A 24,898-nucleotide genomic window follows, 5' to 3' on the forward strand; every position below is an offset into this window, starting at 1 on the left:
CTGGCGCGCCCGCCAAATTCAGCGTCCGCCGGTCGGCCGGGGCGACGCCGTATTGCCATCCTTGTCATCGAAACGCAGCGACAGCGCCAACCCCTCGGGGCGGAAGTCGACCGTCGCTACGCCGCGCAGATTGTAGCTCGCCTCGTTACGGACCAGCTGCATGCCGAAACCCTCCCGTTCGGGCGCAGTGCATTCGGGACCGTCGCGCTCGCGCCAGTCGAGGCGTACGGCGTCTCCGCCCCGTTCATCACCAGCATTGGCGCGTTCGGTGAACAGCTCGACCCGCCCCTGATCGATCGACAATGCGCCGTATTTGGCGGCGTTGGTGGTCATCTCGTGCAGGATCATCGCCACCGACAGCGCCGATCGCGGCCCCAGCATCACGTCGTCACCCAGAAACGCGACGCGATCGATCCCGAACGGTTCCAGTTCCCGCGTCGCCAGATCGCGCAGCTGCACGGTCCGCCACGCATCGCGCGACAGCAATTCGTAGGCCCGCGTCATCGCGCCCAGCCGCCCTGAGAAGGCGCCGTAAAATTCGTCGAGGTCGCGAGCATTCCGCTGCGTCCGGCTGGCGATCGCGGCGACCACCGCAAGCATGTTCTTCACCCGATGGTTCAGTTCGGCGATCAGCACGCGCTGATGCGCCTCCGCCTCCGCCAGGCCGGTGACGTCCATCACCGTCACCGCGACGCCGGTGGTCGCGCCGTCGCCGTCGCGATACGGCATGATCCGCGCCAGATAATGGCTAGTCCGCTCCACCCCTGCGACCTGCCGCTCGACCGGCCGGCCGGTGGCCAGCACCTGTTGCAGGTCGGTCACCAGCTCGGGGAATTCCAGTCGCGTCGACAGATCGGTCAACGGCCGGCCGCGATCGCCGGGCAGGATCGTGAAGATACGCGTCGCGGCCGGCGTGAACATGCGGATCACCAGCTGCCGGTCAAGGAAGATCGTCGCGATATCGGTCACCTCGAACAGGTTTTCGAGGTCGGCGTTGGCGTGATCGAGCGCATCGACCTTGTGGCTGAGTTCGGAATTGACCGTGTTCAGCTCCTCGTTCAGCGCCTGCAATTCCTCCTTGCTGGCCTCCATCTCCTCGTTGGTGGATTGCAATTCCTCGTTGACCGAGACGAGTTCCTCGTTGGAGGATTTCAGCTCCTCCAGCGCGGTCTCATATTCCTCGATCATCGATTGCAATCGCTCGCGCGTCTCGCGCAGCTCGCGCTCGATCTGGTAATTCGCCTCGTCGCCATGCGGACGCAGCCGCGCCTGTTCGGGGGTCAGCGTCGGCCCGTAATCCTTGAAGACAATGAGGTAGAGCCGCTCGTCCGACGCGCCGGTCAGCGGCTCAACGGCCAGCGACAATTGCTGGATACGGCCGTCGTCGTTCTCGAATTCGACACCCTCGCACACTACCGATCGCCCGGTCTCGATCGCGTCGCGAAACGCGCTGCGCAGGTCGAGCCGCAAACCCTTGCGCGCCATCGCCAGCAGCTGGCGGTTCGGGACGCCCGCCGGTGCCTCGAAATACTTGCCCGTCCGCGAAGAATAATAGACGATGTCCCCCTCGCCCGTCACCACGACGTGCGGCGGTGCGTAGCGATCGAGGACATGCAGCTCGACCGCCTGCCGCAACGGTGCCAGCGGCAGCGTCTTGCCCCGCGTTATACCCGACAGCGGCAACAGCGCAGTGCGGACCCCCGGCACCGCCAGCGGCAGCCGCGGTGGCGGCCCGCCGTCGTCGCGCGCGCGAAACAGCCGGTGCTTCTTGTCGAGGGGCACGAACAGGTCGTCGAACTGGCTGATCCCCTCCGACGTCCCCAGAAACAGATAGCCGCCGGGACGCAGCGCATAACGGAAGGTCGGAATGACCTGATTCTGCGCATCGCTGCCGAAATAGATCAGCAGGTTGCGGCACGAGACGAGGTCGATACGGCTGAACGGCGGATCGCGCAGGATGCTGTGCGGCGAGAATATGCACATGTCGCGGATATCCTTCGTCACGACATAGCTGCCGCCATCCGCGACGAAGAACCGATTTCGCCGGTCCGCCGATACGCTGTCGAGCAGCGCCTCCGGGTAACGCGCCGCACGGGCCACCGACAATGCGCGATCGTCGATGTCCGTCGCGAACAGCTGCACCCGCGGCACGTTGCGCAGCGTATCGATATGTTCCCGCATCAGCATCGCGATCGAGAACACCTCCTCGCCCGTCGCGCAGCCCGGTACCCAGACGCGCACCGTATCCTCGGCGCTCCGCCCCTCGAACAGCTTGGGGATCACCTGCGCCTTAAGCGCCTCGAACGCATCGGCATCGCGAAAGAAATTGGTGACGTTGATCAGCAGGTCGCGGAACAGCGCCGAAACCTCCTTGGGGTCCTGGCGCAGGCATTCGACGTACAGGCCGATCGTCTCGGCGCGCGTCACCTGCATCCGCCGCTGGACGCGGCGCAGGAAGGTCTTGGTCTTGTAGCCGCTGAAATCATGACCCATCTGCGCGCGCAGCAGGGCATAGATCTCGCTCAGCGATTCCGCTTCGCCGCTATCGTGATCCTCGTTCGCCGCCGCGACCGTCAGACCGTCGAGCACCGAAAAGCTGCGCGCGAATTCCTGCACTCGCGCGCCCATGTCCTGCGCCGGCACGGCAAAATCGATCATGCCCGTGGAGATCGCCGAATCCGGCATGTCGGGGTTCTGCGGTGGATTGCCGTCGGCGACCTGCGCCATCGTCAGCCCGCCGCGTTCCTTGATCGCCTTTACCCCCAGCGTTCCGTCGGAATCGCCGCCGGACAGGATAATCCCGGCCGAAAATTCACGTTTGTCCCGGGCAAGCGCGCTGAGGAAGATATCGACCGGTTTGCGTTCGCGGGTGCCGGGTCGCGGCGGCACCATCCGCAGGCAGCCGTCGCTGAAGCCCAATACGCCATGCGCCGGTAACACATAGACGTGGTCGGGCTGCACCGCGACGCCGTCCGCCGCCGCCTCGACCGGCATCGTCGTCGACCGGCCTAGAATCTCGGGCAGCATGCTGATCCGGTCTGGACTGACGTGCGTCACCACGACGAAGGCGGCGCCCGTATCGACGGGCATGTCTCCGAACAGGGCCTGAAGCGCCTCGACGCCACCGGCCGACGCGCCGATGCCGACGACGGGAAAGGGCGGTGGGGGCGTGCTCAGTGTGTGTCTCCACGCGCAGGAGCGGACCACGCCTGCGCTCTGTTTCGCCTGTCGTAAGCCTCCGCACCCGCATCGGCAATCATCTGGATGAAGTCGCTAGGCGGCCGTAGGCGGCGCGTCGTGGCCCGGCGCCTCGCCCAGCACCACCGCCAGGCTGCCAACCAGGATCAGCACGCCGCCTGCCGCCAGCAGCATCGTCAGCCGGTCACCGAAGAACGCGACGCCCAGCATCGCCCCCATCAGCGGTTCGATGTTGATGAACACGCCCGCACTCGCGCTGCCCACCCGCGACGAGCCATATTGCCATGCCGCCGTCGCCAATGCGGTCGCCAGCAGTCCCTGTCCGGCGATGCCCGCCCACGCTCCGCCACTCAACGCCAGCGGCGGCAGGCCATGCATGACCAGCGCCACCGGCAGGATCGTCACCGCCGCGACCACTACCGTCACCGCCGGCATCGCCATCGGCTGCGGCGCGGCGGGGGCCGCCTTCAGTGCGTAGAACCAGCCGAGGAACAGCAGCAGCGACGCGAGCGACAGCAATACGCCAACCAGCGATCCCGCGTCGCCCGGATCGCCCGCGATCAGGGCGGCGCCGAGCGTCGCCGCGGCGACCCCGGCCCAGGTCGTCCGGCTCGTCGCTTCGCCGAGCAGCCGTGCCGACACCGCGATCAGCGCCGGCATCGCTCCCACCAGCAGTGCCGCCAGCGTCACGCTGACCCGCGCCAGCCCTTCGAACTGCACCAGAAACGCGACCCCGTACAGGAACCCGGCGATCAGCACCGATGGCGACCGGAACAGCGCCCGTGCCTCCCGGCTTGCCATGGCGAAGGGCAACGCCACGACCGCGGCGACCGCGAAGCGCAACAGGACCATATGCGCCGCCGTCATCTCGCGCAGCGCCAGCTTGCCGAGCGGGAAGCCGAGGCTCCAGCAGATACCCGCCAGGATCAGCATCGCGAACGCCATGCTGCGCTGGCCGGTGGCCGTGTCGGTCAAGCCGGGGAACCCAGAAACGCGCGCATGCCCGCCGCCGCCTTGTCCCACGCCACGCCGTGCCGCACGCACCAGTCGTCGTCGTAATAGGTGCAGGCGTAGCGATCGCCGCCGTCGCACAAAAGCGTGACGATGCTGCCATGCTCGCCCGCCGCCGCCATCTCGGCGACGATCGTCGCGCAGGCGACCAGATTGGTGCCGGTCGATCCGCCGACCGATCGGCCCAGCACCTCCGACAGCGCACGCATCGCGCCCAGACTGTCGGCATCCTCCACCGCGATCATCCGGTCGATCACCGACGGTACGAAGCTCGGCTCCAGACGCGGTCGTCCGATTCCCTCGACACGCGATGCGCAGCCGTCCGGCAGGGCGGTGACGGTACGATCGTCGAAGTGACGGTGAAACACCGAATGTACCGGATCGGCGACGCACAATCGGGTGGCGTGGCGCTGATAGCGGATGAAGCGGCCGATCGTGGCCGACGTGCCGCCGGTGCCGGCACCGCACACCACCCATTTCGGCACCGGATGCTCCTCATGCGCCATCTGCGCGAAGATGCTTTCGGCGATATTGTTGTTGCCACGCCAGTCCGTCGCCCGCTCGGCATAGGTGAACTGGTCCATATAATGCCCGCCCGTTTCGGTCGCGAGCCGATGCGCCGCGGCATAGACGTTTCGCGGATCGTCGACGGTATGGATTTCGCCGCCATAGAAGCGGATCGCGTCGAGCTTCGGCGCCGCAGTCTGCGCCGGCACCACCGCGATGAACCGCAGGCCCAGCATCCGCGCGAAATACGCTTCGCTGACCGCGGTCGATCCCGACGACGATTCGATCACCACCGTGTCCGGGCCGATCCAGGTGTTGCACAGCGCATAAAGGAACAGCGACCGCGCCAGCCGATGCTTGAGGCTGCCCGTCGGATGAGAACTTTCGTCCTTCAGGTACAAGGTGATGCCGGGAAAGCGCGGCAACTCGACGCGGATCAGATGCGTGTCCGCCGAACGATTGTAATCCGCTTCGATCCGCCGCACCGCTTCGCTCAGCCACGTGCGATCGATATCCGAATGATGCCCCATGCGCGTCGCCCTACACGGACACGTACAATCACGCCATTCCCCGGCTCGTTACGAAAGTCCTCTCTCTTGCGGGAGCTTTACCCCCACTCACCATTTCTTGACTCGCGCGCCCACTCCGGACGCCTACATTCCTGCCATGACTACGGACGCGACCCCATGACCCGCCCTTCGTTCGGGGTGCAGGTTTTCATCGGTATGGCCATCGGCCTTGCGCTCGGCTTTGTCGCACGCAGTTACGGCGTCACCGGACTTGCCGACGGGCTCAAGATCGTCGGCGACATCTTCGTCCAGCTGTTGAAGGCGCTGGTTGTGCCGCTCGTCTTCACCGCGATCGTCGCATCGATCGCTGCGTTGCGCGACCTCAACAACGCCGCGCGGCTGGTCGGCGGCACGTTCATCTGGTTCGGCATCACCGCCCTGATCGCAGTATTGATCGGGCTGGCGCTTGGCACGATCCTGCAACCCGGCGCGCATGCCGGGGTCAGCGCCGCCGCGGCGGTCCGCCCCGATACCGCTGGATCATGGCTCGATTTCCTGCGCGGGCTGGTGCCGGTCAACATCTTCGGCCTGGAAGCGTCGACGAAGCTTGCCGACGGCGCGGCGAAGACCAGCCTGTCGTTCAACGTCCTCCAGTTGATCGTCACCGCCGTCGCGATCGGCGTCGCCGCGGTCCGCACCGGGGACGCAGGCGCGCCGTTCCTCGCCTTCAATGCATCGGCACTGGCGATCTTCCGCCGTATCCTGCGCTGGGTCGTACGCCTGACCCCGATCGGCACCGGCGCGCTGCTCGGCAGCGCGGTCGTCCGTTACGGCTGGCAGTCGCTATCGGCGCTCGGCACCTTCGCCGTAGCCATCTACATCGGTTTGGCGCTGGTGCTGTTCGTCGTCTATCCGCTGCTGCTGCTGGCGAACGGCATGAGCCCGAAGCGCTTCTTCGCCGCCGCGTGGCCAGCGATCCAGCTGGGCTTCGTGTCGCGTTCGTCGATCGCGACGCTGCCGGTCACCGAACAGGTGGTCGAAAAGGGGCTGGGCGTGCCGAGGAGCTACGCCGCCTTCGCAGTGCCATTCGCCGCGACGACCAAGATGGACGGGTGCGCTGCCATTTATCCCGCCATCGCCGCGCTGTTCGTCGCGCAGTATTACAACATCCCGCTGCACGGCACCGATTACGTGCTGATCGTGCTGGTGTCGGTGCTCGGCTCGGCCGCGACCGCCGGCCTGACCGGCGCGCTCGTAATGCTGACGCTGACGCTGTCTACGCTGGGCCTGCCGCTGGAGGGCGCGGGGCTGCTGCTGGCGATCGACCCGATCCTCGACATGGGCCGCACCGCGGTCAACGTCGCCGGGCAGGCGCTGGTGCCAGCGATAGTTGCGAAGCGGCAGGGACTGACGAGCGAACCGGCCGTGTCGGATGCGGAGGCGGCGCTCGCCGGAACGTGAGCTATGCCGCAGCGAGCGGCGCGAAGCGCGCGACCTGGCGCCCGATCAGCCCCAGCTGCTCGATCACGGCGGGATCGCTCGCCCCGCCCTCGTCGTCGAACTTCGTTACTTGCGTATTGATCGCCGCGGCGAACGGCGTCGGCCAGCCTCGCAGGGCATGGACGATAGACCGCAGCGCCGCGATCGTCGATCCCGTCGCCTGCCAGCCATAAGCGGTCGCGATCAGCCCGACCGGCATGTCCGCGAGATAGGGACGTGCATCCTTCGCGGTCTCCTCCAGCAGGTCGAGTGCGTTTTTCACCACTCCCGATATGCTGCCGTGATAGCCGGGGCTGGCGATGATAACTGCCGAGGCTTGCCGCACCGCGTCGACGAACGCCTGTTCGTCCGCAGTCCGGCTGGTCGCGCGCGGATCGTACAGCGGCAGCCGCGCCATATCGGCCCCGCCGAACATCCGGGTGCGAAAGCCTTCACGCTCCGCGGCTTCCAGTGCGATGCGTAGTGCTCGCTCGGTCGAGGAGACGCCTCCGATTGTGCCGCCGATACCGACGACGAGCGGAGCGAGAGTGGGTTCAGCGGCCATACACCGGCGATAGCGTCAAGTATCCGGCCACGCCAGTCGCTGGCGTTCGGCCGCCGGGCACGATAAAACGGCCGAAATCACGCACACACTCGCTCTTGCGTCAGCTGTTTTAGGATTATAATACACCTCATGGCTGACCGCTGGGACGAGCCGATGCGTCATGAACCCGTCGATACCACACGCCGCACACCGATCGGCCAGCGCTACCAGCTGGACGACGAACCTGCTTCCGCATGGGAACGCCCCCATGACGATCGATTGCGCGACGATCGACTGGCGGGGCGCTTCGATGGATTCGTCGATGACGTTGCAGGCGGCGACGATGGCACGCCGCCACGCCGGCCACGTAACATCGGCCGTTGGGTGCTGCGCGGGTTCGCCGCGGGCATCGTCCTGCTGGTGCTGGCGATCGGCTGGCTGGCGGTTACCGCGCCGCTCAGCAAGTCGCTCCAGCCCCCTACCCCGCCGTCGATAACGCTGACCGCCGACGACGGCACACCGATCGCCCGCCGCGGCGCGATCATCGATACCCCGGTCGATGCCGCAAAACTGCCGGCGCATGTGCCGGAGGCGTTCATGGCGATCGAGGATCGCCGCTTCCAGTCGCATTGGGGCATCGACCCGCGCGGCATCCTGCGTGCGTTCGTCCACAACGTCGGCTCGGGCGGCGTGCGCGAGGGCGGCAGCACGATCACGCAGCAGCTCGCGAAGAACGCCTTCCTCGATTCGGACCGCACCGCCGCGCGCAAGATCCGCGAAGTCATGATCGCCTTCTGGCTCGAGGCATGGCTGTCGAAAGACGAAATCCTCTCGCGCTACCTGTCGAACGTCTATTTCGGCGACAACGTGTATGGCCTTCGGGCCGCCTCGAAACATTATTTCGGTCGCGAGCCGGAGAAGATGAACATCGGTCAGGCAGCGATGTTGGCGGGCCTCGTCAAGGCACCGTCGCGCCTTGCACCGACCAGCAACCTCGAAGGGGCGCGAAAGCGCGAGATGCTCGTCGTTCGCGCGATGGTCGAAGCCGGGTTCCTGACCAAAGCCGAGGGCGTGGCGGTTCAGCCGCAGCGCGTGCTCGCCAATCGACCGACGACATTGCCCAGCGGCACCTATTTCGCCGATTGGGTTTTGCCCGACGCGCGCGATCAGGCAGGCGAGATCAAGACCGAGGCGACGGTGAAGACCACGCTCGACCGTCGCCTGCAACGCGCCGCCGAACGCGTCGTCCGGCAGGCGGGGTTGCGGCAGGCACAGACGGCGATCGTTGCGATGCGTCGCGATGGCCGCGTCGTCGCGATGGTCGGCGGCAAGGATTACGGCAAGAGCCCGTTCAATCGCGCGACGCAGGCGCGTCGTCAGCCCGGATCGACCTTCAAGCTGTTCGTCTATCTCGCCGCGATGCGCGCCGGGATGACGCCCGATACGATGGCCGACGACAATCCGGTCGAGATCGCCGGGTGGAAGCCCAAGAACGACGACGGCCGCTATCTCGGCCAGATTCCATTGCGCCGAGCCTTTGCCCGTTCGTCCAACGTCGTCGCCGCGCGGCTGACCCAGGAAGTCGGCGTCCGGAACGTCATCAAGGCCGCGCGGGATCTGGGCATTTCGACGCCCATACCGAACGAGGCAACCATCGGCCTTGGCACAGCGGAAGTGTCGCTGCTGGAACTCACCGCCGCCTATGCGGCGATCGCCAACGGCAGTTACCCGGTCTCGACACGCGGACTGGAGGACAAGGGCGGCAACAAGAGCTGGTATCAGTCGCTGACCGGCGGCAGTCGCAAGATGCCCGACGACATTCGTAACAATATGCTGGATCTGTTGTCGTCATCGATCCGCGGGACGGGGCGAGAGGCGGTGCTGACGATGGACGCCTATGGCAAAACGGGTACGTCGCAACAGAATCGCGACGCCTGGTTCATCGGTTTCGCAGGCGATCTGGTCGTTGGCGTCTGGGTCGGCAACGACGACAGCACGCCCAATCCCGGCCTGCACGGCGGCGGCATCCCGGCACAGATGTGGCGCCAGTTCATGGTCTCCGCGCTCAATATCGCGCCCGTCGCGGCACCCGTGTTGGTAGAGGAGGAGGCTGCCGCCCCCGATGCGATGGACAATGGCGACATGGTCGAGGATCCGGTCGGCGAGGCGATCCCGCAGGTCGAAGGGGCGCTGGACGGTTTTGGGCTCCAGATGAAAATGGGCCGTGACGGCAGCATCAGCATCACGCCGGGTGGCGGTCGCGACCGCGGACCGCCACCGCCACCCACGCCGCGCGACCGGCGCAGCGCGGAGGATGAGGGTGATGAGGGCGGCGGCTTCTAACGGCAAGCGCTCGAACGGCATCGCAATGGCGCAACGACGCCCTCCTCCCCGCAGACCTACGACGCGCCGCCGCACGGCCGGCGATCTGTCGTCGGAACGCTGGCTGCTGCTGCTCGGCGTGGTCGCGATCGTCATCGTCGCCGCCGGCGCAATCTACCCGTGGCCATTCACCCCACCCACGCCCAACGTCGCCAAACCGCTGACCATGGCGGAAGCGCGCGCCTCCAACGCGGCGGTGCCGATCGACGACGACCGGCGGCGGCCCGCCGCGCGCTACCGCTTCCGCGGTGGTCCGGCAGCGCGCGAACAGGCGGCCGACTGCCTTGCCACCGCGGCACTGTACGAGGCGGGCGATGACAGCCGCGGCCAGCGTGCGGTGATGCAGGTCGTGCTCAATCGGGTTCGCGCATCCGGCTTCCCCAAGACGATCTGCGGCGTGGTCTATCAGGGGTCGAGCCGCAGCACGGGTTGCCAGTTCTCGTTCACCTGCGATGGATCGATCCGCCGCCGCACGATCTACACCGGCTGGACCGCCGCCCGCCGCACCGCGCGCCGGGCGCTGTCGGGCTATGTGTTTGCCGATGTCGGCCGGGCGACGCATTATCACACGGACTGGATGGTGCCGTACTGGCGCGATTCGCTGACGAAGGTGGCGCGGGTGCGATCTCACCTGTTCTACGTCAGGACCTGAAAGGACACGGACGATGGCAAAACGTTTCTGGGCGCAGATCATCGAGATGGATGAGGAGATCGAGGCAGCAAGCATTCCCGGCGTCACCGATCATGAAAGCGCCGCCGATGCGCTGGTCACCGATTTCGTCGGTGCGATGGGCGGAGAGATCACCGAAGGTGCGGTGCGCGTCTGGGTCGAGGGCGGCGGGCAGGAGAAGGTCTACGATTGGAGCGCCGAATTCGACATGCCCGACGACAATGCGATCGGCGACGAGGATATCGAGGTCGAGGGCGAGATCGTGCTAACCGAACGCATGCACTGATGCGGATCGACGACTGAACGGGGGAGGCGAACGCCGCTCGCCCCCTCGCACGTCTCACTTCGTCCCGGCGATCCAGCTACGCACTTTGGCTTCCAGCACCGGCATCGGCAGCGAGCCGCTATCGAGCACGGCGGCATGGAAGGCGCGCGGATCGAATGCCGCCCCCCGCTTCGCCTGCGCTTCGGATTTCAGGCGCAGGATGGTCAACTGGCCGATCTTGTACGCCAGCGCCTGCCCGGGAATCGCGATATAGCGCTCCACCTCGGCAGTGGCGTCGGTCTTCGGCATCGGCGAATTCGCCAGCATGTATGCGATCGCCTGATCCCGGCTCCAGCCCTTGGCATGGATACCGGTATCAACGACAAGCCGCATGGCGCGCAGCATCTCGTCATTGAGGCCACCCATCCGCTGATAGGGGTCGGTTTCCATGCCCAGCGGCTTCCACAGTGTCTCGGCATACAGCGCCCACCCCTCGACGTAGGCGGTGTTGCCGCCGAAGCGCATGAAGGCCGGGAGCGCGGTGTTCTCCTGCGCCAGCGCGATCTGGAAATGATGTCCCGGCACTGCCTCGTGCAGGTACAGCGTCTCCATGCCCCAGGTGTAGCGACTCGGCAGGTCGTAGGTGTTGTAGTAGAAGATGCCCGGCCGCTTCCCGTCGGGTGTGCCGTCCTGATAGCTGCCGGCCGCATCGCTCTTGGCGCGGTAATCGGGGACCGGACGGATTTCGAGCGGAGTTTTCGGGATCAGCGCGAATTGTTCGCGGACGCGCGCATCGACGCGCTTGCCGATCGCCTCGTAATCACGGCGGACTTCTTCGGCGCTGCTTGGCTGGAAGCGCTTTTCGGTGCGCAAATAGTCGAAGAAGGCGGGCAGCGTTCCCTTGAAGCCGGCGGCGGTTTTTTGCGCCTCCATTTCGCGCGTGATCCGTGCGACTTCGGACAAGCCGAGTTGGTGGACAGCCTCCCCCTTCAGCGGCAGCGTCGTGCTGTTCTCGATCCGATAGTCGTATAGCGCCGCACCGCCCGGCATCGCCGACAGGCCGACGGTGGCGCGCGCCTTCGGCAGATAGTCGGTCTTGAGGAAATCGCGCATCTTGCGGTGTGCAGGCGTGATCACGTCGCGAATCTGTGCCGCGTAGGCCGCGGTCAGGCGCTGGCGATCGGCGGCCGAGATGTCGGCGGGGAACATCGTAACCGGCGCATAGAAGACCGATCCCTCGACCCCCTGCGCGATCAGATTGTCGAACTGCGCGATCATGTTCTCGACGACGAGGCGCGGGTGGACGACGCCCTTCGCCATGCCTTCACGGAAGCGGGCGATGATCCGATCGTACAGCGCGGCATAGCCGGCGTTGCGCTTCAGGTTGTTGTCGTAATCGGCGATCGTCTTGAACGGCGCGCCGCCCTTGCCGCTGGCGAAATCGGGGTAGAAGGTCTGGAAGCCACCGAAATGGTTGATCGGCAACAACCGCGTGACCGACTGGATCGACGGATCGTAACCACGCAGATTGATCGTCAACGTGTTATGAAAAACGTCATAGGCGAGCTGGTCGACGCGGGTCAGCTTTGCCCGGTCGATAGCCTTCAGCGCGGCGAGATCGGCTTCGAGGTTGCGCTTCTCGCGCGCTGTCGCAACGTCCGTCAGGTAATCGCCGAAGCGATCCGCGTAACGCATGTCGCCACGCAGGATCGCGCTGATGGGGTCGAGCGCGAGGTCACGCTCGTCGCTGTCGTAGAACAAGCGCTTGAGGCGGGCATCTTCCGGCCCCTCTCCGGACATTGCGACCGGCGGCGGCAGCGCCTGCCCTGATGCGGGCGTGACGATGCCCGTGATACTGGTGGTGGCGAGCAGCAGGCCCGCGAACAGATGACGCATCAACGATCCCCTTTGCGGCCTGCTTAGCAAGCCGCAGGGATTGTGCAAAAACTCAACGCGGCGCGGCGCCAGCCCGGTGACCGGTCCCCTCGGCAAGATCGGGGATGTCGCGCAGTTCGTTGTCCAGTTCTCGGGTGACGAGGCGGGATTCGCGCACCACGATCAGTGCCGCTGCGATGACCAGGCCGAACCCGACCAGCGCGGCTGCGGTACCCGCCCAGGCGATCGCGGACACCCGCGGAACGATGACATCGAGCGCCCCGAACATCAATGAGGCGATCAGCAGAATCGCCGCGAACAATCCGGTCAGCAGCGCCAACCCCATCAGCCGGCAGCGGCGGCGATAGGCGACGACCTGATCGCGCAGGTTGTCGGTACGCGCCGCATCATGATCGCCGGACCGGTAATCGCCGACCGCACCGCGATAGCGATCGATCGCGCTGTCGTAGCGCTGCTGCAGGAACCCCATGAAAATCCACGCAGCGAACACGATCGAGGCATTTGGCCCAATGGCTTTCAGAACGTCGGCAAGCTGCGTCATCTCGCATCCGATGCTGGGACAGTGGCGATGCGTGAACGTCGACGGCACCACTTCGTGCCTCATGACTGATTGAGATCATTATGTTTTATCGACATGGCGTGCCCCAGGTCGGCGATGAGCCGCACCTGCACCGTTGACGCTGTTCATGCGGCGCAGCAATGCGGACCGATGCGTTTCTTCTCCGACAATGCCGCACCGGTGCATCCCAGGGTCATGGCCGCGCTGGCCGAGGCCAATACGCTCGATACCGCCTATGATGGCGACGCGCGGTCGAAGGCGCTCGATGCGCGCCTGTCCGACCTGTTCGGGACGGATGTTGCCGCCCTGTGGGTCGCAACTGGAACCGCCGCGAACTGCCTTGCGCTGGCAGCCCTGTGCCCCCCACACGGCGGCATCGTCTGCCATCGCGACGCCCATATCCAGAACGACGAGGGCGGTGCGCCCGAATTCTACACCCATGGCGCCAAGCTGTATCTGGCGGATGGCGAGGGTGCGAAGCTGACGCCCGACACGATCCGTGCGGTGATCGACGCGATCGCCAACGACGTCCACCGCGTCCAGCCCCACGCCATATCTATCACCAATGCGACCGAATATGGCCGCGTCTACACTCCGGACGAGGTCGCGGCGATCGGCGACCTGGCGCGCGAACGCGGGCTGGGTCTGCACATGGATGGCGCCCGTTTCGCCAATGCGATGGCGACGCTGGGCTGCGCGCCAGCCGAGGTGACGTGGCAGGCGGGCGTCGACGCACTCAGCTTCGGCTTCGTCAAGAACGGCGCGATGAGCGCCGAACTGCTGGTGTTCTTCAAGCCCGAACTGGCCGGCGCGACGCTGTACCGGCGCAAGCGGGCGGGGCTGCTGTTCTCCAAGGGCCGGTATCTCGCGGCGCAGGTGCTGGCGATGCTGGAGGACGACCTGTGGCTCGCCAATGCCCGCGCCGCCAACGCACGCGCGGCCGAACTGGCGACGGCGGCCGGCCCACGGCTGGTCCATCCGGTCGAGGCGAACGAAGTGTTTCTGCGCGCCACCCCCGCTGAATCGGCAACGCTGCGGGCGCAGGGGTTCGACTTCTATGACTGGGCGGCGGGCGAGATCCGGCTGGTGACCGCGTGGGACAGCCCGGCGGAGCATGTCGCGTTGCTGGCAGCGGCGATCGCGCGATTGTGAAGAACGCTCCGCCGCCACGATCGACGCGCGCGGCGATCCTCGTCCCCTTCGCTCTGGTCACGCTGATCTGGGGATCGACGTGGCTGGTGATCCGCGATCAGCTGGGTGTCGTGCCGCCGAGCTGGTCGGTCACCTATCGCTTCATCGTCGCGGGCGTCGCAATGGCGATCGTCGCGACGATGAAGGGCGAACGGTTCACACTGGATGCGCGGGGCTGGGCGTTTGCGGCGGCAATAGGCCTGCTGCAATTCTGCCTGAACTTCAATTTCGTCTACCGCGCCGAACATTACATCACGTCCGGGCTGGTCGCGGTGGTGTTCGCTATCCTGCTCGTCCCGAACGCCCTGTTTGCACGCATATTGCTCGGCCAGCGGATGGGCGGGCAGCTTATCGCTGGGTCGGCGGTGGCGATGGCGGGGATTGCCTTGCTATTCGTGCATGAAGCCCGCACCGGGCCGGCAGGATCGGCGGCAACGCTGGCGGGGATCGGCTTCACCGGCTGTGCCATTCTCGCCGCCTCGATGGCGAATGTCCTGCAGGCGACGCCGACCGCGAGACGCTATCCGATGATGGCGACGCTGGCGGTGGCGATGCTGCTGGGCGCGGCGCTGGACGGCGCGACGGCATGGTGGCTCACCGGCCCGCCGGTGGTCGAGATGCGTGCGGCGTATTGGGCCGGCATCCTGTACCTGGGACTTGCGGGGTCGGCCTTCGCCTTCCCGCTCTATTACAAGGTGCTGCGCGAGATCGGGCCGGCGAAGGCGGCCTATTCCAGCGTGATCGTGCCGGTAATCGCGATGCTGCTGTCGACGCTGTTCGAGGGCTATCGCTGGTCGCCGCTCGCTGGTGCGGGCGCGGCGCTGGCCGGTGTCGGACTGGTCATCGCATTGAGGGCGCGCAGGCCCAACCGGTAATCGGGATAGGCCGGGCGCCAGCCGAGCACCCGCTTGGCCTTGCCGTTCGCGACGCGCCTGTTCTCCGCGTAGAAACCGCGTGCCATCGGCGACAGCGTGTCCAGCGTGACCAGCGGCGGTGGCGGCAGGCCGATCAGCCCGGCGGCGAAGACGACGACATCGTCCTGCGAGCAGGGCCGGTCGTCGGCCAGATTGTACGCGCCTGCCGGCGCGGTCGTCGCAGAGAGTACCCCGGCGACGATGTCGTCGACATGGACGCGGCTGAACACCTGTTCCAATACGCCGACGCGATGCGCCTTGCCATGCCGCACCCGGTCGATCGGCGAACGGCCGGGCCCATAGATTCCGGGCAACCGGAACACGCGCGCGCCACGTTCCAGCCATGCCGCATCCGCCGCCGCACGCGCAGCCCGACGTCCGCCACCGGTCGGCGCGCCCTCATCCACCCAAGCGCCGCCCGCATCGCCATAGACGCCGGTTGACGAGAGATAACCGAGCCACTTGCCACCCAGCGCCTCGCCATAAAGGGCGAGAACCGGGTCGATATCGTCCGCCGGCGGAACGGACGACAGGATATGCGTTGCCGCCGCGATCGCCGGCAATACTGACGACGCATCGTCGAAGCGCAGGCTCCCCTCCCGCCCGTCGCGCGTGGTGCCGACGACGGGCGCGGGCCATGCGGCGGCGACCCGGATGGCGGTGTAGCCGAGCCCGAAGATCAGCAGCATGGCATTGCCTCGCCCGGGTTCCTGCGCACGCAGGGACACAGGGTCACGGACGGCGCCGCATCGCCATCCTGTGCGTGCATACTCGCAGCCATGCTGACGGATCCGCGCATCTCTACTTCGCCATCGCACCCTTGTACGTTGTGCCGAAATAATCGCCCTTATTCCACAACGGCCGTTCCGCGCCGTCGGCAATGCCGCGCGCAATCGCGTAATTGGTCGCGACGAAGCGCACGCCCTGATCCCACAGGATCGGCTGGGTCAGATCGTCGCCCGGCCGGTGGTAACGCTTGGCCAGGAACTCCTCGAACGGCGCCCGGCCCGCACCCTTGATACCGGGCCACAGGAACACCGACGGAATCCCCTTGCGAACGAAGTTGAAGTGGTCGGACCGGACGAAGAAGCCCTGTTCGGGCATCGGATCGGGCGACAGGCCGACACCCACCCCGTTCACCGCCCTTGCCACGATCGGCCCCAGCGTCGAACGATCCGCGCCGAATGCGATCATGTCTTCGAACGTGTAGAGCAGCACCGGCATATCGAGGTTGACGTCAGCGACGATCGTCTCGATCGGCACGGTCGGATGATTGACGAAATAGTCTGAGCCGACCAGCCCCTTCTCCTCCCCGGTCACCGCCAGGAACATCACCGTCCGCTTTGGCGGCTTGCCGCTACCGGTGAAGCGCTTCGCCTCCTCGATCAGGCTGGCGATGCCGATCGCATTGTCGAGCGCACCATTGTTGATCCGGTCACCCTCGCCCCTCGCATTGACCCCGATGTGATCCAGATGCGCCGACAGGATCACCACTTCCTTGCCGACCTTGGGATCGCTGCCCGGAACGATACCGACCACGTTGCTGCTCGCCGCCGGCGTGAAGCCGGTACGGGTCGTCACCGCCAGAGTCCCGGTCAACGGCATCGCGGTATACCGCGCGTTGTCGACCTTCGACTGTTCGACGATCGCCGCCCATGGCGTCTTGCTGCCGGCGAACAATTTGGTCGCACCTGCCTGACTCAGCGTTCCGAGCACCGGGGTCGAAGGTGCCGGGCTGGTACCGACCCCCGCAGGCGTCGCCCATGTCATGCGTGGACTGGCATACCCGGCTGCGAGCGCGGAGAACGGCCGCTGGCGTGGCCCCGCGCGTGGCGCGTCGAGCATGACGATACCGACCGCGCCGCGCGCGGCGGCCAGTTGCGCCTTGGTCGCCGCCGATCCGAAATAGGAGCGCTCCTCGCCCGCGAAGCTGGTCGGTGATCCTGAGAAGATCGCGACGATCTTGCCTCGTACATCGACACCGGCGTAATCGTCGACGCCATATTGCGGCGCGACGACGCCGCGACCGGCAAAGACGACCGGTGCCGCGACGCTGGTTTCCGCCTTGGCCGGGTTCGCGGAGGGAACGAAATCTTCTCCGAACACCAGTGCCTGCGCCGCAATCCCCGGCGCGGTCCAGCGCATTTCGCCCTTGTCCGCCGCCTTGTACAGGACGAGCGGCACCTGTTGCAGATAACCGCCCGCATCGCCCGCCGGTCTCAGACCGGCGGCGTAGAATTGCGCAGCGACATATTGCGCGGCGATATCGAATTCGGGACTGCCGGCCTCACGCCCCTTCATCGCGTCCGACGCCAGAAACATGACATGTGCCTTCATCGCCGCCTGATCGGCAGGCAGCGCCTTGTTGAGCAGGGCGTTCGCCGCGGCGGGGTCCTGCGGGGTCGGAGCGGCAGGGACAATCCGGGCTGGAATTGTCCGGGTCGGAGGCGTCCGGGCAGGGGTTGTCTGGGCGGAAAGGGACGTGGTGAAAAGCAGCGCGGCGAGCGCGCCGGTGATGCGGATCATGTGGGAATTTCCTGAACTACGCGATGACGATAGCGTAACAGTGCGACGGCCGCGTGCAAGACACGCCGAAGCCCGAGCGAACACGGCGGACTAATCGCTGGCAGCGGGCGTATGCGTACCTATAAAGGTACCATGCTCGACGTTTCGCAAGTCATCGCCCAGCCCGCCCACGCCCCTGCACCGGGCAGCGACGGATCGATCAGCCGGCACGACTACCGGCCGCCCGCATGGCTGGTGCCGGACACGCGGCTGGTGTTCGACCTTGATCCCGCCGCGACCCGTATTGTCGCGACGCTGTCGGTCACGCGCAACGGCATGGCGGGCGAGCCGCTGCGGCTGGATGGTGCGGGGCAGGAGCCGGTCGCGGTGCGTGTCGATGGCGCCGCGGTGAACGACTGGCGGATCGAGGGCGAACAGCTGGTGATCCCGCTCGACGGCGATGCGCATGTCGTCGAGACCGAGGTCGTCGTCGCACCCGAACGGAACACGCAGCTGATGGGACTCTATGCCAGCGGCGGGATCCTCTGCACGCAATGCGAGGCGGAGGGATTCCGCCGCATCACCTATTTTCCCGACCGGCCCGACGTGCTCAGCCGCTATGCGGTGCGACTGATCGCGGACAAGGCGCGCTATCCGGTGCTGCTGGCGAACGGCGATCCGGTCGATGCGGGCGATCTGGACGGCGGACGCCATTGGGCTGAGTGGAACGACCCCTTCCCCAAGCCATCCTACCTGTTCGCGCTGGTCGCCGGCGACCTCGCGGTCAACCGGGGAAGCTTCACCACGCAATCGGGCCGCACGGTCGATCTCGGCATCTGGGTGCGTAGCGACGACATCGACAAGACGCACCACGCCTTGCATGCGCTCAAGCTGTCGATGGCGTGGGACGAGCGCGTCTATGGCCGGGAATACGATCTCGACGTATTCAACATCGTCGCCGTGGACGATTTTAACTTCGGCGCGATGGAAAACAAGGGGCTGAACATCTTCAACAGCCGCTACATCCTCGCCGATCCCGACACTGCAACCGATTACGACTATGACGCGATCGCCGCGGTTGTCGCGCACGAATATTTCCACAATTGGTCGGGCAACCGCATCACCTGCCGCGACTGGTTCCAGCTGAGCCTGAAGGAAGGGTTCACCGTTTACCGCGACCAGGGCTTTTCGGCGGATCAGGGATCGGCCGCGGTAAAGCGGATCGAGGACGTACGCGGCCTGCGCGCAGCACAATTCCCCGAGGATGCGGGCCCGCTGGCGCATCCGGTTCGCCCCGACAGCTATATCGAGATCAGCAACTTCTACACCGCCACCATCTACAACAAGGGGGCGGAACTGATCCGGATGATGGCGACGATCCTGGGCCCGCAGGCGTTCCGGGCGGCGACCGATCTGTACTTCACCCGCTTTGATGGTACGGCCGCGACCTGCGAGGACTTCGTCGCCTGCATGGAAGAGGCGAGCGGCCGGAACCTGTCGCAATTCCGCCTGTGGTACAGCCAGGCGGGTACGCCGCGCGTCGCCGCCAGCCTGAGCCACGAGGCAGGGGACGGCCGCGCGACTTTACGACTGGCGCAGCACGTGCCCGGTACGCCCGGCCAGCCCGACAAGCAGCCGATGGTCCTGCCACTCAGGATCAAGCTGTTCGGCGGCGAGACGGGCAAGCCCCTGATCGACGAGCAACTGGTGCTGCTCGATCAGGCGTCGGGCACGATCGTGTTCGAGGGCGTGACGGAGCGCCCGGTTCTGTCCATCAACCGTGGATTCTCGGCACCGGTGATCATCGAAAGCGATCGGAGTGCCGCCGAACTGGGGTTCCTGAGCGCACACGACGACGATCCGTTCGCGCGGTACGAGGCGATGCAGCAGCTGATGCTGGACACGCTGGTGGCTGCGACGATCGAAGGAACGCCGAACCATGCCGCGGTCGTCACCGCGGTGCGCAACACGCTTGCGGACAGCACGCTCGATCCGGCGTTCGTCGCGGAAGCGGTCCTGCTGCCGTCGGAAAGCTTCATCGGCGATCAGCTGGCGCTGGTCGATCCGGAAGCGATCTTTCGCGCACGCGAGGCGCTGCGGCGCGAATTGGGCGTACGCCTCGCCGACCAGTGGCGCGAGGCGTACGAACAGGCGCCCGCCGGGCCCTATGTCTACAGCCCGGCCGCCAAGGGCCATCGTCGCCTGCGCAACGTCGCGCTGGGCTATATCTCGGCCAGCGGCGCGAACGATGCCGCGACGATCGCGTTCCGTCAGTTCGAGGCGGCAGACAATATGACCGATCGTCAGGGCGCCCTGACGACGCTGGCCAGCAGCCACGCCGACGAGCGCGAGGCGGCACTCGACATCTTCTACAATCGCTATGCCGGCAATGGGCTGGTGATCGACAAATGGTTCCAGACGCAGGCACTGTCGTCGCGTGACGATACCGGGCAGCTGGTGGCGGAACTGGCACGGCATCCCGACTTCACTCTCGCCAACCCCAACCGGGCGCGATCCCTCGTCGGCGCGTTCGGAGCGAACCAGCGGGCGTTCAATGCCGCGGATGGTTCGGGCTACCGGCTTCTGGCCGACCAGCTCATCGCGCTCGACAAGCTCAACCCGCAAACGGCGGCGAAGCTGTTGCCGCCACTCGGACGCTGGCGTCGGTTCGACGCCGGACGGTCCGCACTGATGCGGGCGGAACTGGAGCGGATCGCAGCGACGCCGGGCCTGTCCAGGGATGTCCTGGAGCAGGCGTCGAAGAGCCTCGGGTGAGGCATCACCCCGGCACCATGCCGGGATGACGCACCATATTATGCCTGCGCCATTTCGGCCCGGGCATTCAGCTTGCTGGTGGCGAGTTGCGTCAGCTTCTCGTCGGTGGCCTTTTCCTCGTCGAGCGTCTGCTGGAGGATCGCGGCGCATTCGGTCTTGCCGAGCTGCTTCGCCCAGGTGATCAGCGTGCCGTAGCGACTGATCTCGTGGTGCTCGACCGCCTGCGCCGCCGCCGTCAGCGCCGCGTCGAGCACGGCTTTGTCGCTCACCTCGCCGGCAACCTCGTTCGCTTCCTTGATGATGCCGTCGATCGCCGGGCAAGTGACGCCCTTCGGCTGCATCCCCTCCAGTTCGAAGACGCGGCGCAGGCGCTCGATCTGCCCTTCGGTCTCACGTAGATGCTGTTCGAAACCCTGCCGCAGCTGCACGTCGGTCGCCTTGTCGATCATCTTCGGCAGCGCCTTGGTGATCTGCTGCTCGGCATAATAGATGTCTTCGAGCTGGTGGATGTACAGGTCCTGGAACGTCGCGATGTCCTTGCTGAACAGCCCCATGGTAAAATCTCCTAATCGGGTGGGTATCGCGCAGCCAACGAGTGGCGCGGGCCCGGGTTGCCGCCAAACGCCCTGATCCAGATCAGCGCGAACCGGCAGCGGCTCGATCATCGATGCCGATTGCCGCGCACGACGGCGAGGACTAGGCTCGACGCAATGGGTGGGAGAGTGGGCGTGGCGGTACGGCGTTCGGTGACGGCTCTGGCGATCACCGCCATGTTGGCGGCCTGCGGCAGCGGGGGCGGTGGATCGACGTCGACCGCCTCGGCAGGTGGCGGCACGGCGACGACGGGCGGAGGGACACCGACGCCGACCGTCGCCGGCTGTACGCTGCGCGAGCGGCAGGACTGGGTCGCGGCACAGGTACGCGAATGGTATCTGTTCCCCGAAACGCTTCCCGCGAGCCTCGACCCCACGCCTTATGCCAGCGTCGACACCTTCCTCGACGCGCTGACCGCGACCGCGCGGGCACAACGCAAGGATCGCTACTTCACCTATCTGACGTCGATAAAGGACGAGAACGCCTATTACGCATCGGGATCGAGCGCCGGGTTCGGCTGGCGGCTGGCACTGGACAGCGGCGCTCGCCTGTACGTCACCGAATCGTTCGAGGGCGCCCCGGCGCTCGCGGCAGGCGTCGATCGCGGTGCGGAGATACTGGCGATCGGCACCTCGGCCAGCGATCTGAAGACCGTCTCCAGCCTCTACAATGCAGGGGGCAGCGTCCTCAGCGACGCTTTGGGTCCGAATACGGCGGGTACGGCGCGCACATTCCAGCTGCGCGATGCCGGGGGCACCCGGATCGTCACGGTCACCAAGAGCGATTTCACGCTGACCCCGGTGTCCAGCCGTTATGGCGCGCAGATCATCAGCGACGCCGGCCAGCGCTATGGCTACGTCAACCTGCGCACCTTCATCGACACTGCGGACCCTGCCCTGCGTGCCGCCTTCGCGCAGTTCAGGGCGGCGGGCGTCACCAACATCATCGTCGACCTGCGCTACAACGGCGGCGGCCTCGTTCGCGTCGCCGAGCTGATGAGCAACCTGCTCGGCGCCAATCGCGCGACATCGGAGGTGATGAGCTACACCACCTTCCGCAGCGAAAAGTCGTCGCAGAACGAAACGACGTTCTTCGCCCCGCAACCGCAATCGGTCGCACCGACGCGGGTGGCGTTCATCGGCACCGGCAGTACCGCCTCGGCGAGCGAATTCGTCATCAACGCCTTCATCCCCTATCTGCGCGCCAACGCCGGGCTGATCGGTACGAATACCTACGGCAAGCCGGTCGGGCAGATCGCGCTCGACAGGGCGGCGTGCGACGACCGCCTGCGCGTGATCGCCTTCGCGCTCCAGAATGCGTCGCGGCAGGGCGCCTATTACGACGGTCTCGCCACCACGGTCGAGGCGACCTGCCGTGCGGCGGACGACCTCGGCTATCCGATGGGCGACCCGCGCGAAGCATCGACGCGGTCGGCGCTCGATTATCTGCAAGGCAAGAGCTGCACGCGGATCACCGCCTCGGCCGCCGCCACCAGCGACACCGGAGGAAGCGCGATGACGCAGGCCGCGGCGACCACCGCGTCGATGGCGGTGACGCGTCAGGCGCTGCTGCCGTCCGGCCCTGGCATGACGCCGGCGCAGCGTGAGGTGCCGGGCCTGTTCTGAACCGGTCGGGCCGACCCCCGTCATGCTGCACGATCCGCTCTTCCTGATCGTCGCCGCCACGGCGGTGATCCTCGTCGGGCTCGCCAAGGGCGGGTTGTCCGGGCTGGGCGCGCTCGGCACGCCACTGCTGGCGCTCGCGGTCGCGCCGGTGCAGGCGGCCGCGATCCTGCTCCCCATCCTCGTCGTGCAGGATGCGGTGAGCGTCTGGGCGTTCCGGCGGACGTGGGACGGCTGGATCATCCGCTGGATGCTGCCCGGCGCGCTGATCGGCATCCTTGCCGGCTGGGCGTTCGCCGAAATGCTGCCGGCGCAGGCGGTGATGGCGATGCTCGGCGCGATCACCGCCGGCTTCGGCGCATGGCGATTGTGGATCGAGCGTGGCGGTCGTGCGGTCGCGGCGTCGCGCTCGCCGGGCTGGGTCGGCACTTTGTTCGGCGTCGGCATGGGCTTCGCCAGCCAGATCGCGCATGCCGGCGGCCCACCGTTCCAGATGTGGGTGGCGCCGCGCAAGCTGCCGCACGAACGCTTCGTCGGCACCGGCGCGGTCTTGTTCGCCATCGTCAACTGGGCGAAGGTGCCGGCCTATCTGGCGCTCGGCGCCCTGGACCGCACCACGCTGATCGCATCGGCGGCCTTGTTGCCGTTGGCGATCCTCAGCACATTGGCGGGCGTCTGGGTGATCCGGAGGATGAGCCCGCAGCGCTTCTACGTGCTCGTCTACATCCTGATGGTGGTGCTGGGCGTGAAGCTGATGTGGGACGGGATCGGCTGAGCGTCTCCGCGCGTTCCCCCGCCAACCACAAGGAGCGGATGCGTGACGAAAACCCTGGCCGATTTGTCGAAGGCGATGCGCGATATCGATTTCGCGATGCTCTCCACCCACACCGACGGCGGTGCGATCGCGGCGCGCCCGATGAGCAACAACCAGCAGGTCGATTACGACGGCGACAGCTATTATTTCACGATGCAGGACACCCGCACCGTCGCGGATATCGAGCGCGATCCGCAGGTGAGCCTGAGCTTCCTCGGCAAATCCGGCATGCTGGGGATGCGGCCGTTCTTCGTGGCGGTCGAGGGCCATGCCGATCTGGTCCGCGACAAGGCGGCGTTCGAGGAGCGCTGGTCGCCCGACCTCGACCGCTGGTTCGACCGCGGCATCGACACGCCCGGCCTCGTCATGATCCACGTCCGTGCCCGGCGCGTGCATTATTGGGATGGGGAGGACGAGGGCGAGGTTTCGCTGTAGGAGCGCGCCTCCAGCAAGGGGGTTGCGATGCAGGATGACGATGCCTTCGTATACGACGAGGCGAGTGGCGAGTGGATCAGCGCGGCGGATGCGGCGGCCCTCGCCCCTTCGGATTCCGCCGTCCAAGTGCGCGACGCGGTCGGCAACGTATTGAGCGATGGCGATCAGGTGACGCTGATCAGGGACCTGACCGTCAAGGGCGCGGGGCAGACGCTGAAGCGGGGTACGCTGATCAGGAGCATCCGGCTGACCGGCGACGCGCAGGAGATCGACTGCAAGTTCGACGGGATCAAGGGTCTGGTGCTGCGCGCCGAGTTCGTCCGGAAACGCTGAATGCGGCCGCGGATCGATCCGAGCTGGGACGCCTCCTTGGCCGAGGCGCTGGCGGGATTGCCCGCCGTGCACGCGTTTCTGGACGCCGAAGCGGCGGCGGGGAAGCAGGTGTTTCCGGCGGCGGAGGACCGGTTCCGGGCACTGGAGCTGACGCCGCTCGACCGGGTGCGCGTCGTGATCCTGGGGCAGGACCCGTATCATGGGCCGGGTCAGGCGCACGGCCTGAGCTTTTCGGTGCGGCCCGGCGTCAGGCCGCCGCCGAGCCTGGTCAACATCTTCAAGGAGCTGCACGTCGATCTGGGGATCGCACCGGCGCGGCACGGATTCCTCGAGCATTGGGCGCGGCAGGGCGTGCTGTTGCTCAACACGGTGATGAGCGTCGAGGGCGGGCGCGCCGCGTCGCACCGCGACAGGGGGTGGGAGCGATTCACCGACGCCGTCATCCGCGCGGTCGCCGCGAAGCCGGAACCGGTGGTGTTCCTGTTATGGGGCGCGCATGCGCAGAAGAAGGCGGGCTTCGTCCGGACGCTGGAACAGGGCGGGCGCCATCTGGTGCTGAACGCCCCCCATCCCTCGCCGCTGTCGGCGTACAAGGGGTGGTTCGGCAGCCGGCCGTTCAGTCAGGCCAATGCTTTCCTGACAGCGCATGGCACCGAACCGATCGATTGGGCGCTGCCGCTCGCACCATAGCCGGG

The 24,898-nt window shown here is 66.5% G+C and carries 21 protein-coding genes; 12 read left to right on the forward strand and 9 right to left on the reverse strand.

The features are described 5' to 3' along the window. Positions 1-18 precede the first annotated feature (18 nt). The 3 genes from LRA87_RS11870 to LRA87_RS11880 all read right to left on the reverse strand — a co-directional run bounded on the left by LRA87_RS11870 (position 19) and on the right by LRA87_RS11880 (position 5,246). On the reverse strand, positions 19-3,207 hold the full coding sequence (locus tag LRA87_RS11870; protein ID WP_268934857.1) for a CheR family methyltransferase: 3,189 nt from the start codon (positions 3,205-3,207) through the stop codon (positions 19-21). A 66-nt stretch (positions 3,208-3,273) separates the two neighbouring features. Beyond that, positions 3,274-4,173, reverse strand: coding sequence for a DMT family transporter (locus LRA87_RS11875; RefSeq protein ID WP_230631671.1), 900 nt, complete (start codon positions 4,171-4,173; stop codon positions 3,274-3,276). Continuing rightward, positions 4,170-5,246: a PLP-dependent cysteine synthase family protein gene (locus tag LRA87_RS11880; RefSeq protein ID WP_230631672.1), complete on the reverse strand. Its 1,077-nt coding sequence runs from the start codon at positions 5,244-5,246 to the stop codon at positions 4,170-4,172. The genes LRA87_RS11875 and LRA87_RS11880 overlap by 4 nt, the downstream gene beginning before the upstream one ends. Before the next feature lie 156 nt (positions 5,247-5,402). Between LRA87_RS11880 and LRA87_RS11885 the strand changes: the two genes are divergently transcribed. Next, positions 5,403-6,686, forward strand: coding sequence for a dicarboxylate/amino acid:cation symporter (locus tag LRA87_RS11885; protein ID WP_230631673.1), 1,284 nt, complete (start codon positions 5,403-5,405; stop codon positions 6,684-6,686). Between the two features lies 1 nt (position 6,687). Here LRA87_RS11885 and LRA87_RS11890 read toward each other — a convergent pair whose 3' ends face one another. After that, entirely contained in the window at positions 6,688-7,269 is a 582-nt protein-coding gene (locus tag LRA87_RS11890) for an NADPH-dependent FMN reductase (RefSeq protein WP_230631674.1), read from the reverse strand. A gap of 129 nt (positions 7,270-7,398) precedes the next feature. Between LRA87_RS11890 and LRA87_RS11895 the strand changes: the two genes are divergently transcribed. The 3 genes from LRA87_RS11895 to LRA87_RS11905 are packed head-to-tail and all read left to right on the forward strand — an operon-like array spanning position 7,399 to position 10,586. Continuing rightward, complete coding sequence (locus tag LRA87_RS11895; protein ID WP_230631675.1) at positions 7,399-9,591, forward strand: transglycosylase domain-containing protein; 2,193 nt, start codon at positions 7,399-7,401, stop codon at positions 9,589-9,591. Continuing rightward, complete coding sequence (locus LRA87_RS11900; RefSeq protein WP_230631676.1) at positions 9,572-10,282, forward strand: cell wall hydrolase; 711 nt, start codon at positions 9,572-9,574, stop codon at positions 10,280-10,282. The genes LRA87_RS11895 and LRA87_RS11900 overlap by 20 nt, the downstream gene beginning before the upstream one ends. A gap of 13 nt (positions 10,283-10,295) precedes the next feature. Continuing rightward, entirely contained in the window at positions 10,296-10,586 is a 291-nt protein-coding gene (locus LRA87_RS11905; protein ID WP_230631677.1) for a hypothetical protein, read from the forward strand. A gap of 54 nt (positions 10,587-10,640) precedes the next feature. On the opposite strand, the gene LRA87_RS11910 is transcribed toward LRA87_RS11905, so the two are convergent. Continuing rightward, entirely contained in the window at positions 10,641-12,461 is a 1,821-nt protein-coding gene (locus LRA87_RS11910; RefSeq protein WP_230631678.1) for a DUF885 domain-containing protein, read from the reverse strand. A gap of 52 nt (positions 12,462-12,513) precedes the next feature. Then, a complete protein-coding gene (locus LRA87_RS11915) occupies positions 12,514-13,065 on the reverse strand; it encodes a DUF2721 domain-containing protein (RefSeq protein WP_230631679.1) in 552 nt (183 codons plus the stop codon). Positions 13,066-13,170: 105 nt separating this feature from the next. On the opposite strand from LRA87_RS11915, the gene LRA87_RS11920 reads away from it, so the two are divergent. Beyond that, the gene (locus tag LRA87_RS11920) at positions 13,171-14,172 is read left to right on the forward strand and encodes a threonine aldolase family protein (RefSeq protein ID WP_230631680.1); all 1,002 of its coding nucleotides are present in this window, start codon (positions 13,171-13,173) and stop codon (positions 14,170-14,172) included. Continuing rightward, complete coding sequence (locus LRA87_RS11925) at positions 14,169-15,086, forward strand: DMT family transporter (protein ID WP_230631681.1); 918 nt, start codon at positions 14,169-14,171, stop codon at positions 15,084-15,086. The genes LRA87_RS11920 and LRA87_RS11925 overlap by 4 nt, the downstream gene beginning before the upstream one ends. On the opposite strand, the gene LRA87_RS11930 is transcribed toward LRA87_RS11925, so the two are convergent. Next, positions 14,996-15,814, reverse strand: a complete 819-nt coding sequence (locus tag LRA87_RS11930; RefSeq protein ID WP_230631682.1) for an NAD(P)-dependent oxidoreductase — start codon at positions 15,812-15,814, stop codon at positions 14,996-14,998. The two genes, LRA87_RS11925 and LRA87_RS11930, sit on opposite strands and share 91 nt — an antisense overlap. Positions 15,815-15,926: 112 nt before the next feature. Further along, positions 15,927-17,651: a M28 family metallopeptidase gene (locus LRA87_RS11935; protein ID WP_230631683.1), complete on the reverse strand. Its 1,725-nt coding sequence runs from the start codon at positions 17,649-17,651 to the stop codon at positions 15,927-15,929. Positions 17,652-17,783: 132 nt separating this feature from the next. Here LRA87_RS11935 and pepN point away from each other — a divergent pair, with 132 nt between their 5' ends. After that, positions 17,784-20,405 (forward strand): aminopeptidase N, encoded by a 2,622-nt coding sequence (gene pepN / locus LRA87_RS11940; protein WP_230631684.1) that lies wholly within the window; start codon positions 17,784-17,786, stop codon positions 20,403-20,405. Between the two features lie 38 nt (positions 20,406-20,443). On the opposite strand, the gene LRA87_RS11945 is transcribed toward pepN, so the two are convergent. Continuing rightward, entirely contained in the window at positions 20,444-20,959 is a 516-nt protein-coding gene (locus tag LRA87_RS11945) for a YciE/YciF ferroxidase family protein (protein ID WP_230631685.1), read from the reverse strand. Positions 20,960-21,175: 216 nt separating this feature from the next. Here LRA87_RS11945 and LRA87_RS11950 point away from each other — a divergent pair, with 216 nt between their 5' ends. The 5 genes from LRA87_RS11950 to ung are packed head-to-tail and all read left to right on the forward strand — an operon-like array spanning position 21,176 to position 24,893. Beyond that, the gene (locus LRA87_RS11950) at positions 21,176-22,624 is read left to right on the forward strand and encodes a S41 family peptidase (protein WP_443024883.1); all 1,449 of its coding nucleotides are present in this window, start codon (positions 21,176-21,178) and stop codon (positions 22,622-22,624) included. Between the two features lie 22 nt (positions 22,625-22,646). Beyond that, entirely contained in the window at positions 22,647-23,396 is a 750-nt protein-coding gene (locus tag LRA87_RS11955) for a sulfite exporter TauE/SafE family protein (RefSeq protein ID WP_230631686.1), read from the forward strand. A 42-nt stretch (positions 23,397-23,438) separates the two neighbouring features. Next, positions 23,439-23,870, forward strand: coding sequence for a pyridoxamine 5'-phosphate oxidase family protein (locus LRA87_RS11960; RefSeq protein WP_230631687.1), 432 nt, complete (start codon positions 23,439-23,441; stop codon positions 23,868-23,870). A 27-nt stretch (positions 23,871-23,897) separates the two neighbouring features. After that, positions 23,898-24,203: an alkylphosphonate utilization protein gene (locus LRA87_RS11965; RefSeq protein WP_230631688.1), complete on the forward strand. Its 306-nt coding sequence runs from the start codon at positions 23,898-23,900 to the stop codon at positions 24,201-24,203. Next, on the forward strand, positions 24,204-24,893 hold the full coding sequence (ung, locus tag LRA87_RS11970) for a uracil-DNA glycosylase (RefSeq protein ID WP_230631689.1): 690 nt from the start codon (positions 24,204-24,206) through the stop codon (positions 24,891-24,893). Positions 24,894-24,898 lie beyond the last annotated feature (5 nt).

Source organism: Sphingomonas sp. Leaf37 (assembly GCF_920939475.1).
Classification (GTDB): domain Bacteria; phylum Pseudomonadota; class Alphaproteobacteria; order Sphingomonadales; family Sphingomonadaceae; genus Sphingomonas.